Origin of the sequence: Streptomyces sp. NPDC007971 (assembly GCF_042958635.1) — a bacterium.
In the GTDB taxonomy this organism is placed as follows: domain Bacteria; phylum Actinomycetota; class Actinomycetes; order Streptomycetales; family Streptomycetaceae; genus Streptomyces.
On sequence record NZ_JBIBJK010000002.1, the window covers coordinates 1 to 14,896 of the forward strand.

At 70.0% G+C, this 14,896-nt stretch carries 13 protein-coding genes and 1 rRNA gene; 4 read left to right on the forward strand and 10 right to left on the reverse strand.

Going from position 1 to position 14,896, the window contains the following annotated elements:
* Positions 1-129: 129 nt before the first annotated feature.
* Positions 130-246: ribosomal RNA gene (gene rrf, locus ACFZCP_RS03670) — 5S ribosomal RNA — on the forward strand.
* Between the two features lie 52 nt (positions 247-298).
* On the opposite strand, the gene ACFZCP_RS03675 is transcribed toward rrf, so the two are convergent.
* The gene (locus tag ACFZCP_RS03675; protein ID WP_391423734.1) at positions 299-847 is read right to left on the reverse strand and encodes an isochorismatase family protein; all 549 of its coding nucleotides are present in this window, start codon (positions 845-847) and stop codon (positions 299-301) included.
* 83 nt (positions 848-930) lie between these two features.
* Between ACFZCP_RS03675 and ACFZCP_RS03680 the strand changes: the two genes are divergently transcribed.
* The gene (locus ACFZCP_RS03680) at positions 931-1,503 is read left to right on the forward strand and encodes a GNAT family N-acetyltransferase (RefSeq protein WP_391423736.1); all 573 of its coding nucleotides are present in this window, start codon (positions 931-933) and stop codon (positions 1,501-1,503) included.
* Here the strand turns inward: ACFZCP_RS03680 and ACFZCP_RS03685 are convergent.
* The 8 genes from ACFZCP_RS03685 to ACFZCP_RS03720 form a co-directional block, all read right to left on the reverse strand.
* On the reverse strand, positions 1,492-3,180 hold the full coding sequence (locus ACFZCP_RS03685) for a type IV secretory system conjugative DNA transfer family protein (RefSeq protein WP_391423738.1): 1,689 nt from the start codon (positions 3,178-3,180) through the stop codon (positions 1,492-1,494). The two genes, ACFZCP_RS03680 and ACFZCP_RS03685, sit on opposite strands and share 12 nt — an antisense overlap.
* A gap of 10 nt (positions 3,181-3,190) precedes the next feature.
* A complete protein-coding gene (locus tag ACFZCP_RS03690; RefSeq protein WP_391423739.1) occupies positions 3,191-4,603 on the reverse strand; it encodes an ATP-binding protein in 1,413 nt (470 codons plus the stop codon).
* 9 nt (positions 4,604-4,612) lie between these two features.
* On the reverse strand, positions 4,613-6,172 hold the full coding sequence (locus ACFZCP_RS03695; protein WP_362681940.1) for an SCO6880 family protein: 1,560 nt from the start codon (positions 6,170-6,172) through the stop codon (positions 4,613-4,615).
* Positions 6,169-7,494 carry a hypothetical protein gene (locus ACFZCP_RS03700; protein ID WP_362681937.1) on the reverse strand — a complete coding sequence of 442 codons (1,326 nt, stop codon included), beginning with the start codon at positions 7,492-7,494 and terminating at the stop codon, positions 6,169-6,171. Before ACFZCP_RS03700 ends, ACFZCP_RS03695 begins: the two co-directional genes overlap by 4 nt.
* Positions 7,484-8,302, reverse strand: a complete 819-nt coding sequence (locus ACFZCP_RS03705) for a hypothetical protein (protein WP_362681934.1) — start codon at positions 8,300-8,302, stop codon at positions 7,484-7,486. The genes ACFZCP_RS03700 and ACFZCP_RS03705 overlap by 11 nt, the downstream gene beginning before the upstream one ends.
* A gap of 177 nt (positions 8,303-8,479) precedes the next feature.
* On the reverse strand, positions 8,480-8,788 hold the full coding sequence (locus ACFZCP_RS03710; RefSeq protein ID WP_014673544.1) for a hypothetical protein: 309 nt from the start codon (positions 8,786-8,788) through the stop codon (positions 8,480-8,482).
* 588 nt (positions 8,789-9,376) lie between these two features.
* On the reverse strand, positions 9,377-10,738 hold the full coding sequence (locus ACFZCP_RS03715) for a peptidase S8 (RefSeq protein ID WP_391423741.1): 1,362 nt from the start codon (positions 10,736-10,738) through the stop codon (positions 9,377-9,379).
* Between the two features lie 294 nt (positions 10,739-11,032).
* On the reverse strand, positions 11,033-11,647 hold the full coding sequence (locus tag ACFZCP_RS03720; protein ID WP_391423743.1) for a WHG domain-containing protein: 615 nt from the start codon (positions 11,645-11,647) through the stop codon (positions 11,033-11,035).
* 99 nt (positions 11,648-11,746) lie between these two features.
* Between ACFZCP_RS03720 and ACFZCP_RS03725 the strand changes: the two genes are divergently transcribed.
* Entirely contained in the window at positions 11,747-12,673 is a 927-nt protein-coding gene (locus tag ACFZCP_RS03725; RefSeq protein ID WP_391423745.1) for an oxidoreductase, read from the forward strand.
* On the opposite strand, the gene ACFZCP_RS03730 is transcribed toward ACFZCP_RS03725, so the two are convergent.
* On the reverse strand, positions 12,640-14,079 hold the full coding sequence (locus tag ACFZCP_RS03730) for a DHA2 family efflux MFS transporter permease subunit (RefSeq protein WP_391423747.1): 1,440 nt from the start codon (positions 14,077-14,079) through the stop codon (positions 12,640-12,642). The two genes, ACFZCP_RS03725 and ACFZCP_RS03730, sit on opposite strands and share 34 nt — an antisense overlap.
* Before the next feature lie 126 nt (positions 14,080-14,205).
* Between ACFZCP_RS03730 and ACFZCP_RS03735 the strand changes: the two genes are divergently transcribed.
* On the forward strand, positions 14,206-14,841 hold the full coding sequence (locus ACFZCP_RS03735; RefSeq protein ID WP_391423749.1) for a helix-turn-helix domain-containing protein: 636 nt from the start codon (positions 14,206-14,208) through the stop codon (positions 14,839-14,841).
* Positions 14,842-14,896: the final 55 nt, after the last annotated feature.

Sequence of the window (14,896 nt, forward strand, 5' to 3'; positions counted from 1 at the left end):
CGGGTGGAGTTGACTGGTACTAATAGGCCGAGGGCTTGTCCTCAGTTGCTCGCGTTCACTGTGTTGGTTCTGAAACCACGAACAGCCCCGCCTGTAATGGGTGGTGTGGCGTTCACAGTTTCATAGTGTTTCGGTGGTCATAGCGTGAGGGAAACGCCCGGTTACATTCCGAACCCGGAAGCTAAGCCTCACAGCGCCGATGGTACTGCAGGGGGGACCCTGTGGGAGAGTAGGACGCCGCCGAACAAATTTTGGGAAAACCCCCGCATCGTTGGATGCGGGGGTTTTCTGCGTTCGGCTAGAAAGTGACCTCGGCCGTTTCCATCGTCCCGCCCTGCCGGCCGGGCGCGCTGTGCCATTTCCAGTAGAGATTGGTGTGGGCGATCACCTGTTCCGGGGCGGGGGCGCCGTACTGGGAGAGGTCCTCGGTCGTGTGGGCGTCCGCGACCAACGTCGCGTCGTAGCCGCGGACGATCGCGCCGTGCAGGGTCGAGCGGATGCAGATGTCCGTCTGGGCGCCCGTGACGAAAAGCCGGCCCACCTTGTGCTCGGCCAGCACGGACTCCAGCTCGGTGTCCTCGAAGGAGTCCGGGTAGTTCTTGTGGACGAGGGCCTCGGTGTCGTGGCGGACCAGCTCCGGGACGTACTTCCAGTTCTCGCTGCCCTCCTTGAGCTCGTCGTCGGAGTGCTGCACCCAGATCACTGGTACCCCGGCCGTGCGGGCCTGGGTGAGCAGGGTGTTGATGTTGGCGATGACGCCGTCCCGGTTGGGGGTGCCGGCGACCACGCCGTTCTGGACGTCGATGATCAGCAGTGCGGTGTTGGGGCGATCGGGAAGTGTGGTCATGCGGACACGGTAGAACTCGGCACTGACACCGGGCACCGGATATTTGGGGTGAGGGCTCTGGCGGTCGCGGCTACCGTGACTGCATGAGTACCTCGACCAGCAGTGACTACGTCGTCCGCGGCATACGGCCCGACGAGTGGGCGGCCGTGAAGCAGTTGCGTCTGGACGCGCTGCAGGACCCGGTCGCGCACATCGCCTTCCTGGAGACCTACGAGGATGCCCTGGCCCGGCCGGACTCCTTCTACCAGGAGCGGGCCGTCGGATCCGGTGAGGGATCCCGGGCGGCACGGCAGTTCATCGCCGAAGCGCCGGACGGAACCTGGGTCGGTACCGTCACCGTGCTGCTGGAGGAGGCCGGGACCGAGGACTGGGCCGGATATCCGGTCGAGCAGCGGCAGGGGCATGTGGTCGGGGTGTTCGTACAGCCTGAGCACCGCGGGAACGGGCTGATCAAGGCGCTGTTCGACGCCGGTGTGGCCTGGGCCTGGGAGCAGGACGTGGAGCGGGTGCGGCTGTTCGTCCACGCGGACAACGCGCGGGCCCAGGCGGCGTACCGCAAGGCCGGGTTCGGTCCGAGCGGGCGGGTCGTGTCGTTCTCGAAGGACGAGGCCGAGAACGAGCTGGAGTTCGTGCTGGAGCGCGGGTCAGGCCGGTAGTTCCTGGTGGGGCCAGCGGGCCCGGGCCTGTTCGCGGGAGCGGAGCAGGGCGAGGGTCGGCAGGCCCTGGCCGGCTCCGGTGGCGAGCAGGTCGGGCAGCTGGGGCAGCGGGGCCACGGCCGCGACGTCGTCCAGGACGAGGGTCATTGGTGGGTCGAGCCGACCGGAGGATGACCGTTCGGCCATGCGCCGGCCGCGCTCGACCACGCTTGAGACGAGGGCCGTCAAGAGGGGCATCGCGCCCGGATCGGTCCTCGGGTCTTCGATGGATGCACCGACAACATAAAGCGTGCCCCCTTCGTGAACAAAGGAATCCAAGGTGAGCGCATCAGTTCGGTTTGGGGCGCAGGCTTCGCGGATGTTGACCGTGAAGAGGGCGGACAGCGCCCGGCTGGTCAACTCCTGCGCCATGTCCCGGCGTTCCGGGTAGGCGGTGAGGGCGGCCTCGAGTTCGCCGGCGGCGCCGGGGGCGGCGCCCGGGTGCGTGCGAAGGGTTCGTACGGCGTCCTGGACCTGGTTGCCCTGGGACCAGCGGTGCACGTGGCGGATGGTGCGGTTCTCCAGGGCGGCGGCGTGGAGATAGCTGCGCAGGAGGGTCGTCGCCGTGTCGGCCATGGCCTGGTCGAGCTTGGCGGTGGGGCGGACAGGGCTCAGGAGGGCGGTGGCTCGCTGGAGTGCGGTCTGTTTGTCCTCGCAGCCGGTGGTGGGGGGCCAGTGGAGGCGGGCCGGGGTGTCGCAGAGGTGGGTGGGGTCGTAGAGGAGGGTGGGGCCGAGTTTGGAGCGGGCGTCCTTGGTGTCCGTCCAGAGGGCCGGGTTCGAGGTGACGACCACGGTGGGGCCGGGGGCGTCCTGGATGGCCCGGGTTGCGGGTGTGAGGCGGCTTGCGGGGGGTCCGTAGACCACCGCGCCTGCGGCACGGTTCGTTTCCCACCCACCCGCCCGTTCACCGTCGGTCGAGAAGTGAGCCAACGGCCCCGACGCCGCCGCCCCCTGCAACGCCTCCGCCGGGTGTCCCACTGTCCCAGCCTCTGTCGGCTGTCCCACTGCCGCAGCCTCTGCCGGCTGTCCTGCCTTCCCGGCCTCTGCCGGCTGTGTCGTTGTCCCCGTCTCCGGCTGCTGTGCCGTTGCGGGCTGTGCCGGCCATGGGGCCGGGGGCGTGCGCGGTACGGGGACCTCGTGGTGCCGGTCCGGTGGTGGGGCGGGCGTCGTGGCCGGTGCCGGGCTCTGGGCCGGTGCGGACGACTTGGCGCGGCCTTTCGCCGCCCCGCGCTCGAAGGCTCGGTTCACCCGTCCTGCCCGCCATCTCGCCACCGTGCCCATCACGAATATGGCGAGGACGATCAGGGCCATCAGCTGCCCGATGAGCAGGCCCCAGAACAGGCCCCAGCCGGAGAGCTGGGACGGAGGGGTGTCGGGCCAGGCGCCGGCGAGGTCGTGGGGCCGGCCGATGAGGTGGCGCATGGCCAGGGGGGTGCGGGTGAAGGTGATGCCCTCGGGCCAGGCGCCTCGGGAGAAGAGGCCCGACAGGCCCGTGGACGTCCACACCAGCAGGGTCATGCCGAGGATGAAGGCGATGAAGCCGACCAGGAGGCCGTCGGGGATGCCGCCCTGGCCTTCCCGACGGCCGTCGCGGCCGTGGCTGTCACGGCGGCCGTGACCGCGGTTGTCCGGTCTCACGCTTGCTCCCCTACGCCACCGTCGATTCGGAGTCGCCCAGATGCTGCTCCACGAAGGCCGCCGCCCGCTGCTCGGCCTCCAGCTCCGCGGCGTGCAGAGCGTTGTCCGCCGCCAGGTCGCTGGAGGACTCGGTCATCGCGCGGTCGGTGAAGACCAGCGGTCGTTCCGTCTCCGTGATCAGGTGCTTGACCACCTGGACGTTGCCGTTGACGTCCCAGACCGCGATGCCGGGGGTGAGGGTGGGGATGATCTCCACCGCCCAGCGCGGCAGGCCCAGCACGCGGCCCGTCGCCCTCGCCTCGTCCGCCTTCTGCGCGTAGATCGTCCTGGTCGACGCCATCTTCAGGATCGCGGCCGCTTCCTTCGCCGCCGCGCCGTCGACCACGTCGGACAGGTGGTGGACGACGGCGACGAAGGACAGTCCGAGGCGGCGGCCGAACTTCAGCAGCCGCTGGAACAGCTGGGCCACGAACGGGCTGTTGATGATGTGCCAGGCCTCTTCGACGAGGAAGATGCGCTTCTTGCGGTCGGGGCGGATCCAGGTGTGTTCCAGCCACACGCCGACGATCGCCATGAGGATGGGCATGGCGATGGAGTTGCGGTCGATGTGGGACAGGTCGAAGACGATGAGGGGCGCGTCGAGATCGATGCCGACCGTGGTCGGGCCGTCGAACATGCCGCGCAGGTCACCGTCGACCAGCCGGTCGAGGACCAGGGCGACGTCCAGGCCCCAGGCCCGTACGTCGTCTATGGCGACGTTCATCGCCTCCGCGGACTCCGGCTCCGGGTGCCGCAGCTGCTCCACGATGTCGGTCAGGACCGGCTGGCGGTTGACGATCGACTCGTTGACGTAGGAGTGGGCGACCTTGAGGGCGAAGCCGGAACGTTCGTCCAGGCCGTGGCCCATCGCGACCTCGATGATCGTGCGGAGCAGCGCGAGCTGGCCCGTGGTGGTGATCGCGGGGTCGAGGGGGTTGAGGCGGATGCCGTGGTCCAGGGCGGCCGTCGGGTCCAGGCGGATGGGGGTTATCCCCAGCTCCTCGGCGATGAGGTTCCATTCGCCCACGCCGTCCTCGCCCTGGGCGTCCAGGACGACGACCTGGCGGTCCTTGAAGCGCAGCTGCCGCAGGACGTACGTCTTCTCCAGAGCCGACTTGCCGTTTCCGGACTCGCCGAGGACCAGCCAGTGCGGGGCCGGGAGCTGCTGGCCGTAGAGCTGGAAGGGGTCGTAGATGTAGCCCTTGCCGGAGTACACCTCGCGGCCGATGATGACGCCGGAGTCGCCGAGGCCGGGCGCGGCGGTCGGGAGGTAGACCGCCTGGGCCTGGCCCGTGGAGGTGCGTACCGGCAGCCGGGTCGTCTCGACCTTTCCGAACAGGAAGGACGTGAAGGCTTCGGTGAGGACGGACAGCGGATCCCGCATGTGGTGTCCCTACCTTCGGATGCCGGTGGCGAACGGGAGGGTGTTCACGAAGGCACGGTGGTGCTCGCGGTCGCACCATTCCAGCTTCAGGTACGACTTTCCGGCGGAGGCCCTTATGGTCCGCTTGTCGCGGTTGAGGGCTTCGGGGGAGCGGGCGGAGACGGTGATGAAGCCGACCAGGTTCACCCCGGCGGCGCCGCTGGCGAGGTCTTCACCCCGCTGGTCGAGGCGGTTGTGCGCGGCGACGTCCCGGGGGTCCACCGTCCGGTTCATCTTGGCGGCGCGGGAGGCCTCGGCCTCGTCGTTGGTCTTCTCGGTCAGCATGCGTTCGATGGCTACCTCGGTGGGTTCGAGATCCATCGTCACGGCGACCGTTCGGATGACGTCCGGGGTGTGGACGAGCAGGGGCGCGAGGAAGTTGACGCCGACGGGGGTCATCGGCCACTCCTTGACCCAGGCCGTGGCGTGGCACCAGGGGGCGCGGGTGGCGGACTCGCGGGTCTTGGCCTGGAGGAAGGTGGGCTCCATGGCGTCCAGTTCGGCCGGCCAGGCGTTGCGCTTGGTCATCGCCTGGATGTGGTCGATGGGGTGGTCCGGGTCGTACATGGAGTGGATGAGGGAGGCGAGCCGACCCTGGCCGAGGGGCTGGCGGACACGGATGTCGGCCTCCTGCAGGCGCGAGCAGATGTCGGTCAGCTCGCGGGCCATGACTACGGCGAGGCCGGCGTCGCGGTCCAGCTTGCGTCCGGACTGGGGCCGTGCGGCGCGTGCCATGGCGTGGGCCTCGGCGGCCAGTTCGCGGGTGAAGTGCATGCAGGCGACGAGGTAGGCACGGTGCTGCTCGCTGCTGGTGGACACCATGGACTGGAGCTGGTCGTAGGACTGCTGCAGCCATTCGGGTGAGCGGGTGTCGCCGCGCTGGGTGACGTCCTTGGCGTGGGCGTCGGGGTCGGCGGGCAGGGTGCGGGCGAGCATCTGCAGCCGGGTGACGAAGCCGTCGCCGTTGGCCACGTGCTTGAGCAGCGTGCCGAAGCGGTCGACGAGGGCCTCCTGGTCCTCGGAGTCGCGCAGGCCGACGCCGGGGCCCTCGATCTCGATGCAGGCCGTGACGGTCTTGCGGTCGGCGTGCAGGAGTACGGCGATCTCGTCGGGCCCGAAGGGCGCGGCGAGCCAGGTGATCCGTCCGATGCCCGGCGGCGGGCCGATCTCGACCTCGCGGCCTTCCAGCCGGGTGCCGGCCTCCATGGCACCGGAGCGGTAGGTGGCGCCGTGCTTGATGGTCCGCTTGTACGAGCGGTTGATCTCGAACCACTTGTAGAACGTGCGGCGCTTGTAGGGCACGTAGACCGCGGCGAGCGCGATCAGCGGGAAGCCCGTGAGCAGCACGATCCGCAGGGAGAGGACCGGGACGAGGAGGCCGCACATCATGCCGAGGAACGCGCCGGCGATGATCAGGGCGATCTCGCCGGACTCGCGGTTGCGGCCGACGATCGCGTTCGGCCGGGCCCGGCCGATCAGATACGTACGGCGGGGCGTGACCGGATGGGCCATGTGGGACTCGGTCGTCAACGCCCTTCACCTCCCGAGCGGTTGCTGCTGTTGCGGGTGTTGCTGGCATGTGGGGTGTTGGCCGGGCTGGGTGCGCGCGGCGCGGGTGTTGCGGAGGGGACGGCCCCGCCGCCGCCCTGGGGGGTGCGGCTGCTGTGGGCTGCGACGCCGCCGGAGGCCGGGTTGGCCGGGCGGGGTGCTCCTCCGCCGCCTCCTCCGTTGCTGTCGGCGCGGGAGCTGTGGGTCTTGATGCCCTGGGCGACGAAGGAGGCAGGGGAGGTGATGACCGCGGCGGCCTTGCTCTCGGCGCCCTGCATGATGCGGTTGTTGCGGCCGTTGGCGATCTCGTCGCCGAAGCCGGGCACGAAGCGGTAGATCATCGCGCTGGCGAAGATGGCGAGCAGGATGATGGACAGGCCGGAGACGACGGCGGAGAAGGAGTCCGGGCCGTTGTCGCCGGAGAGGGCTCCGGCCAAGCCGAGCACTATCACCACCACGGGTTTGACGAGGATCACGGCGATCATGATCCCGGCCCAGCGGCGCACGTGGCCCCAGAGGTTCTTGTCGACCAGGCCGGCGTAGACGACGGTGCCGAGGAGGGCGCCGACGTAGAGCAGGGCGGCGCGGATGACCAGCTCCAGCCAGAGGATGCCGGCGGCGAGGATGCTGACCAGGGAGACGACGATCAGCATGATGGGGCCGCCGCCGATGTTCGTGCCTTTGTCGAGGGCGCCGGAGAAGGTGCCGAAGAAGGTGTCGGCCTGGTCGCCGGTGGCTTTCGCGAGGACGTCGGTGACGCCGTCGGTCGCCGAGACGACGGTGTACAGGATCAGCGGGGTGAAGGCGGAGGCGAGGACGGTCAGCCAGAGGAAGCCGATGGCCTCGGAGATGGCGGTGGTCAGCGGCACGCCCCGTACGGCCCTCTTGGCCACGGCCAGCAGCCACAGCAGGAGCGTCAGGATGGTGGACGCGGCGAAGACGACGGCGTACTGCTGAAGGAACTTGGTGTTCGTGAAGTCGACGTTCGCGGTCTCCTTCACGGCGTGGCTGAGCTTCTGGATGGTCCAGGAGGCGGCGTTGGCACAGCCCTTGGCGAGGGAGGTGAGGGGGTCGACAGTGCCGAGGGTGTCGTTGGGGTCGTTGCTGGTGAGGCCCTTGGAGCCGTTGTCCTTCTCGCAGAACTGCTTGGCGGCGCCGTGGATCAGGTCGCAGCGGTCGGTGCTCTTCGTGGGCGAAGGCGTGGGGGAGGGCGCGGCGAAGGCATGGGTGGCTGCGAGGACCGCTGCCGTCTGCACGGCCGTGACGGCGGCTGCCAGGGTGAGTACGCGGCGGCTAGCGGGCATAGGTGAACCCTCCGTACTCGTCGACGGCCTTCGAGATATCGTCCGAGCTGGAGGCCTTGTCGTCGCCGGGTACGGGCGCCGGGCCCTCCTGCTGGGAATGCGTGATGATCTTCCAGTCACCCGCGGTCCATTCGAGTTTCATCGTGATGGTGAACCAGCTGTTGGTGACCGGGTTGGTGGACTTGTCGCCGGCGAGACCGAGGAGTCCGCTGCACCAGACCGCGACCGTGGCGGTGTCGCTGGTGGACTCCGTGACCTTGGTCCCGACGGGACTCGTGCGCGAGACGAACGTGTAGCCCTGGGGAGCCGCCCCGCTCGCGCTCAGGCCGAGGCTCTGGTTGAACGCCGGTGTGTAGGCCTTATCCATCGCCGCCTGGGACGTCGTCACCTTGGACGGCGTGACGATGGCCTGGAGGATGAAGTTGCGGCGGGCTTTGTCGAACATGTCCGCCGAGCCCAGTGCCACCGCGTAGTTCGCCGCGGCGCTCTGTGCTCCCTGTGGTGTGTGGGCGAAGCCGGACGGGATGGTGGCGGTCTTCGTCTCCACCGGCTTTGTGCCGCTGGCCGCGGTGGACGAGGTGTGCGGGCGGTCGTCCTTCGTTCTCGAGCCGTGGCCGGGCGAATCGTCTCCTCGGTTCGCGAAGGCGATCGCGGCGACGAGGAGGACGACCACGCCGACGACCGTGACCAGGCTCCGTGAGGAGGAACGGCCGCCTCGTCGGGGTGCCCCGCCGTACGGGTCGCCCCCGGGCAGCCGGGTGCGGGTCTGGCCCGCCTCGGTGTAACCCTGCTCGTCTCCGTGACTCATGCCGCGTACGCCCCCTCCACCTCGTAGAGATACGACGGTAGCCGTGCTGGTTCCCGCGCGGGCGCGGTGTGGTGACTCGACATCAGGGAAACGCAACCTCTGCCGGTGGGCACGACGGGTGGGTGGGGTGGAGGGGACGACCGGGCGTGCCCGGGAGGGTACGGAGGGAGCGGGCCGTCAGACCGCCATGCCGTACACGATCGTGAACAGCGTGCCGAGGGAGCCGATGATGAAGACTCCGGTGAGGCCGGCGATGATGAGGCCTTTGCCCTGTTCCGCGCTGAAGGTGTCGCGCAGCGCGGTCGCACCGATCCGCTGTTTGGCGGCACCCCAGACCGCGATGCCGAGGCAGAGGAGAATGGCGACGGCCATCACCACCTCGATCATCACCTTGGCCTCGTTGCCCAGGCTGCCGAAGGGGCCCCAGTCCGGAGCGATCCCGCCGATGATGGTGTTGATGTCTCCCTTGTCGGCCGCAAAGAGCATGTAAGTCACCGCCCCTGGTGGGTAGTTCTGCATCGCCTCTGCCGTGTGCAGAGGTCAAGCATCATTCTCGCCGACGACGGCGCCGTCGTATGTCGACTTGACGTCATTGACTGGCGGGTTTCGTACGAATGGCCCGTACGGTCACTCTGTGTATCACGGCAGGTCACGCCGGGCAACGAGGTGGGTGCGGAACCTGTCGTGTGGTTCCGTCGTTGTCCCCCTTTACGACCTGGCACGGTTTCTGACGGCTGGTCGGGTGAGGTGTCGAGACGATGTTCTCACGGACGGAAAACGACGGAAAAGGAGAGGGCCCCGGCGTCGGCCACCGGGGCTCCTGGGCCGGGACGTCTCCGGGCGGGGAGGCCGAGACGTCCTCGGACGAGGGAACGGACGAGGGAACGGGCGCGAGATCGGACGAGGGAACGGACGAAGGGGCGGGTGGGGGATCGGGCAGGGGCTCGCGCAGGGAGGACGGGCCGCGGCCGGCTGCCGTGGCCCGTCCTCCTCTCCGTGCCGCCGAAGGGACCCCACGTCCCCCTCGGGCGGCGGCTCCCCGTGACCCGACGGGGCGGTCGGAGATGCTGCCGCTCAGCCCGTGAAGGCGTCCGTGCCCTCGGGGGTGCCCCAGCCGGTCGGGCCGTCGTAGCCGGACTTGGCGGTGCAGAAGTAGCTGGTGGAGCAGGTGCCGTTGGTCCCGCTGGTGACGTCGTTGAGGGCGGAGGTGCCGGCCGCGGCGTACGGGTACTTCGACGGGTAGTCGGCGGAGCCCGGGGTGCCCGCGAGGGCGTAGACGCCCGCGATGATCGGGGCGGAGGCGCTGGTTCCGCCGTAGGTGTTCCAGCCGGTGCCGTCGGAGCCGTAGGTGTCGTAGACGGAAACGCCGGTGGCGGGGTCGGCGACGGCGGAGACGTCGGCGATCATGCGCTTGGTGCAGCCGGTGTCGGTCTGCCAGCTCGGCTTGGCGTCGTAGGCGGAGCAGCCGGAGCCGGTGCCCTCGGTGCTGGACGTCCTCCAGACGCTCTCGCTCCAGCCGCGGCTGTTGGAGGAGGACTTCAGGGCGGTGCCGCCGACGGCGGTGACGTACTTGGAGGCGGCCGGGTACTCGGCGCCGTAGCCCTCGTCGCCGGCGCTGGCGGTGATGGCGACGCCCGGGTGGTTGTAGTACTTGGAGTCGTACGAGGTGTCGGAGGACGACTCGGAGCCGCCGTAGCTGTTGGAGACGAACTTCGCGCCCAGCTTGACGGCCTCGTTCACGGCGGTGCCCAGGTTGGCGTCGCTCGCGGACTTGGCCTCGACGAGCAGGATGTTGCAGTTCGGGCAGACGGCGGAGGCCATGTCGAGGTCGAGGGAGATCTCGCCTGCCCAGCCGCTGTCGGCGCTGGGCAGCGAGGTGGTGGAGCCGGTCTGGCCGACCTTCTCGAAGCAGCCGTTGTCGCCGGTGCAGTCCGGCAGGCCGTAGTACGAGCGGTAGGCGGCGAGGTCCGCCTCGGCGTTCGGGTCGTCGTAGGCGTCGACGATCGCGATGGTCTCGCCGGAGCCGGCCGAGGCGGCGGCGTCGGCCAGGCCGTAGGCGTCCTGGAGGTCGCTCGGGCCGTACCCGGTCGGGGAGTCGGAGGCGGCCTTCGGGCTGACGGTGCTGGGCGCGATGCCCTTCTTGGCGGCCTGCTCCTCCTGGAAGGCGGTGGTGCCGCCGGTGACGCGCAGGGCGTGGCAGGACGCGTAGCCCTTCTTCGGGGTCGTGGAGCACGCATTGGTGTACCGCACATGGGCCTTGGCGACCTGTGCGGCGATGGCCTGTGCGCTCACGTGGTGGGCCGTCGGGGTGGCCGCGTCCGCGTGGGCGGCGGTGCCGAGTCCGGCGGCCACCAGTGCCGCGGTGGCCGCGGCGGCGGAGCTGATGCGGCGCCATCTGCCGCGTATGTGTGGGGTGGTGGGGGCGGGCGTACGCAACGTACAGCCTCCTGTGGATGGGGTTGACAGAGGCCTGCGGGCGGGGGACCACCGGTGTGAGGTTTCCGGTGGGGGCGGCGGCCCGCCACGACGATCGCTTGTTGAGTACGCGACAAACAAGTCAGGGCTTCGAATCCTGACTCCCGCCATACCGAAGGGGGTTGGCGGCTTACTGGTCGATGGCCGTGGGATGGAAGTGTGCTGGCCTGTGCTTGACCTGCGGCACAGGGTGGGCCCAGCTTGCTTCTGCGCGCGTAGAGGGTGGCCTGTCCCTGCGGGCGGCGCCGCCGGGCGTCAACGCGGGCGGAGTCCGTGCAGCAGCAGGTGGACGTGTACGTCCACGCCGGCCAGGGCCTCCTCCGCGTCCAGGGCGCAGCTGGCGATGAGGGCGGCGAGGCCGTGCAGGGTCGCGGCGGCGACCATCATGATGCGCTCGGGATCGCCCGGGACGATCTCGCCCTGGTCCTGGGCCTGCGCGATCATCCCGGTGAGGGAGGCCAGGGAGCGGTCGACGGCCGAGGCGAGCTGTGCGGAGCTGTCGGGGTCGTGCTTGCGCGCGAACATCAGCTCCAGGAGTTCCGGATTCTCGACGGCGAAGCCGAGGTAGGCCCGCGTCAGTGCCGTCATCCGCTCCTCGAGGGTGCGGCCGGGGTGCTCGGCGGCGGCGTCCAGGGTCCGGTTCAGGCGCTCGTACCCGTCCAGTGCGAGGGCGTCGAGCAGGGCCTGCTTGTCCTTGAAGTGGCGGCCGGGAGCGGCGTGGCTCACGCCGATGTCACGGGCCAGTTCGCGCAGCGAGAGCGCGCCGGCCCCCTTCTCCCGCAGGGTGCGCTCGGCGCTCGTGAGCAGGGCTGCGCGCAGGTCTCCGTGGTGGTAGGGGCGGCTCGCGGCTGACGGGGACATGCGGGACATGCGCACCATCGTATCCCGATGTTGACGTCGTCAATATAGTTGCCGTTGCCATCATTGTTGTCATTGACAGCATTGTTGGCGATGTCTACATTGGGCTGCATGGCTGAGACGACCGAAGCGCGCGGCAAGCGCACATGGAACGCGACCCACCTCCCCGACCTGGCCGGCCGTACGGCCGTGGTCACCGGCGCCAACAGCGGCATCGGCTTCGCGGCCGCGGACGCGCTGGCCCGGGCCGGGGCGCACGTGGTGTTCGCGGTACGGGACCTCACGCGCGGCGGTGCCGCGGCGGCGAGGGTGAGCGGCAGCACCGAGGTGCGCCGCCTGGACCTGGCGGACCTGGACTCGGTCCGGGAGTTCGCCGCCTCCTGGGACCGCCCGCTGGACCTGCTGATCAACAACGCGGGCGTGATGATGCTGCCCGAGCAGCGGACGAAGCAGGGCTTCGAGATGCAGTTCGGCACGAACCACCTCGGGCACTTCGCGCTGACGAACCTGCTGCTGCCGTACGTCACCGACCGCGTCGTGACGGTCTCCTCCGGCCTCCACCGCGCGGGCGACGGAGTGATCCACTTCGAGGACGTGAACCTGCGCGGGCGCTACTCCCCGTCCCGCGCCTACGCCCAGTCCAAGCTGGCCAATCTGCTCTTCACCCTGGAACTCCAGCGCCGCCTGGCCGAGGCGGGCTCGTCGGTGCGCGCCCTGGCGGCCCACCCCGGCTACGCGGCCACCAACCTGCAGAGCCACCACGCGAACCCGGTGGCACGGGCGTTCATGGGCCTCGGCAACAAGGTGCTCGCACAGGACGACCGCTCCGGTGCGCTTCCGACCCTCTACGCGGCCACCCAGGACCTGCCCGGTGCGTCGTACGTCGGTCCCGACGGCCTCGGGGAGATGCGCGGCACCCCGACGCTGGTCGGTCGCAGCGCGGCGGCGAGCGATCCGGAGGCGGCCCGGCGGCTGTGGACGCTCTCGGAGGAACTGACGGGCGTTCAGTGGCGGTCCACGACGGCCCGGACGTCCTGACTCCGGCTCCGGCTCCGGCTCCGGTGTCGGGAGGCGAGGCCCGTGGTGGCCTCCTCTTTCGGCCGTGATGTGTGGGCGACGAGGAAGAGCAGTGCGCCACAGGTGGCGACCAGGATCCAGCCCGGGCGGGACGCCTGGGGGAGCCCCGCCGGGCTGGTGGCCGTGACCAGGCCGCCGGCGAGAGCGATGCCGAGGGCGGAGCCGAGTTGCCGTGCGGTGGAGGTGATCGCCCCGGCCACGCCGGCACGGGCGGGCGGCAGTCCATTGACCGCGGTGTTGGTGATCGGGGCGTTGGCGAAGCCGAACCCGATGCCGATGAGCGCGTATGCGGTCAGCAGCAGGAGCACGCTCGTGTGCGGGGTGAGCCGGACCAGGCAGAGCCCGCCGGCCGTGATGAAGCCGCCGGCAAGGAGCAGCGGCAGCCGCGGTCCCGCGCGACCGACCATGCGGCCGGACCAGGGGGCGCAGACGGTCGCTCCGACGGCCATGGGCAAGGTCGCCACGCCGGCGGCCAGCGGCGTCCATTCCCGAGTGCGCTGCAGGTAGAGGGTGTTCAGCAGCAGGGTCATGTTCAGGGCGACGAAGACCGCCACCGCGCCCACGACGGCACCGCTGAAGACCGGGCGCCCGAAGAGCCGCAGATCCATCAGCGGATCACGTCGGCGGGACTCGACCCACACGAATCCGGCTGTCGCCACGGCCGCCCATGCGTATCCCGCCAGTGCGGCGGGCGACGTCCAGCCGATGCGCGGCCCTTCGATCAGGACGCCGACCGCGGCTGCGAGGACCATGGTCAGCAGCACCTGGCCGGGCAGGTCGAGCCGCCGGGCCCGCTGTGCCCGGGACTCCGGCACGAACACCGCACTGAGCAGCAGAGCGGCCGCGATGACGGGTGCGTTGATCCAGAACAGCGCCCGCCAGCCGAGCCCTGCGAGCAGCGCGCCGCCCGTGACGGGTCCGGCGGCCATGCTCAGTCCGAACACCGACGCCCAGATGCCGATGGCCTGCGCCCGTTCCTTCGGGTCCGGCATCGCGTTCACCACGATCGCGAGCGCCACGGGGCTGAGCATCGAGGCGCCGATGCCCTGCAGGGCGCGCGCCGCGATGAGTACGCCCGCCGACGGGGCGAGCGCGCAGACCAGTGAGCCCGCGCCGAACACGACCAGCCCCCACCGGAACACCCGGCGGCGTCCGAAGCGGTCCGCCAGTGCGCCGGAGGAGATCAGGAGACTGGCCAGGACGAGGGTGTAGGCGTCCACGGTCCATTCGAGACCGCGCGTGCCGACATCCAGGCCGCGCCCGATGGCGGGCAGACCCACATTGACGATGGTGGTGTCCAGGCCCACCAGGAACATGCTCAGGCAGCAGACGGCCAGTACCGTCCAGCGTCTGCGCGCGCTCAGCATGGGGGGAACAGGGTGTGTCGTCGCGGTCACGGTCTACCTCTGATGTCCGGGAACAATGCCCGGCAAGGCTCGGCCCGGGCGACGGCCGAGGCCCATCAATTTTGCGAACACTGCAAAACTGGGTCCATGAAGACAGGATCCAGGGACGCGGAGCTGGAGCAGATCCTCGACGGCATCGGGCCCCGGCTGCGCAGGCTGCGCCGGGAACGGGGACTGACGCTCGAGGCACTCGCGGCCACGACCGGGATCTCGGTCAGCACACTGTCCCGGGTGGAATCGGGCAAGCGGAACCCGACTCTGGACCTGCTCATCCCGCTGGCACGGGCGCACCACGTCGCACTCGACCAGCTGGTGGCGGCGCCGGCCAGCGGCGACCCTCGGGTGCATCTCCGGCCCCTGCGCAAGGAGCGCGGGAGCGTCCTCGTGCCCCTGACGCAGTACCCGGGCCGAGTGCAGGTCTTCAAGCAGGTACTGGCACCCCGCCGGCCGGAACTGGTCACCCACGAGGGCTACGAATGGCTCTACGTCCTCGCCGGTCGGCTACGCCTCATCCTCGGGGCGCAGGACTTCACGCTGCGGCCCGGCGAAGTGGCCGAGTTCGACACCACCGAGCCCCACTGGTTCGGCCCCGCGGACACGAGCGCCGTGGAGATCCTGCACCTGTTCGGTCCACGAGGAGACCAAGCAGTCGTCCGCGCCGGACCGTCCACAACCGATCCCGCCCCGCCGACCGTCCCAGACCCACCGTCGACAACGCCATGACCCGCAACAACCAGGGCACGCGGGACCGGCCGCAGACACCCGCGACTCTCCGGCT

What these genes read in the sequence shown, in the direction of transcription:
- ACFZCP_RS03735 (WP_391423749.1), top strand. Translation starts at nt 14,206, where the DNA reads ATGAAGACAGGATCCAGGGACGCGGAGCTGGAGCAGATCCTCGACGGC.
- ACFZCP_RS03675 (WP_391423734.1), bottom strand. Translation starts at nt 847, where the DNA reads ATGACCACACTTCCCGATCGCCCCAACACCGCACTGCTGATCATCGAC.
- ACFZCP_RS03710 (WP_014673544.1), bottom strand. Translation starts at nt 8,788, where the DNA reads ATGCTCTTTGCGGCCGACAAGGGAGACATCAACACCATCATCGGCGGG.
- ACFZCP_RS03725 (WP_391423745.1), top strand. Translation starts at nt 11,747, where the DNA reads ATGGCTGAGACGACCGAAGCGCGCGGCAAGCGCACATGGAACGCGACC.
- ACFZCP_RS03720 (WP_391423743.1), bottom strand. Translation starts at nt 11,647, where the DNA reads ATGTCCCGCATGTCCCCGTCAGCCGCGAGCCGCCCCTACCACCACGGA.
- ACFZCP_RS03700 (WP_362681937.1), bottom strand. Translation starts at nt 7,494, where the DNA reads ATGCCCGCTAGCCGCCGCGTACTCACCCTGGCAGCCGCCGTCACGGCC.
- ACFZCP_RS03705 (WP_362681934.1), bottom strand. Translation starts at nt 8,302, where the DNA reads ATGAGTCACGGAGACGAGCAGGGTTACACCGAGGCGGGCCAGACCCGC.
- ACFZCP_RS03690 (WP_391423739.1), bottom strand. Translation starts at nt 4,603, where the DNA reads ATGCGGGATCCGCTGTCCGTCCTCACCGAAGCCTTCACGTCCTTCCTG.
- ACFZCP_RS03730 (WP_391423747.1), bottom strand. Translation starts at nt 14,079, where the DNA reads ATGCTGAGCGCGCGCAGACGCTGGACGGTACTGGCCGTCTGCTGCCTG.
- ACFZCP_RS03680 (WP_391423736.1), top strand. Translation starts at nt 931, where the DNA reads ATGAGTACCTCGACCAGCAGTGACTACGTCGTCCGCGGCATACGGCCC.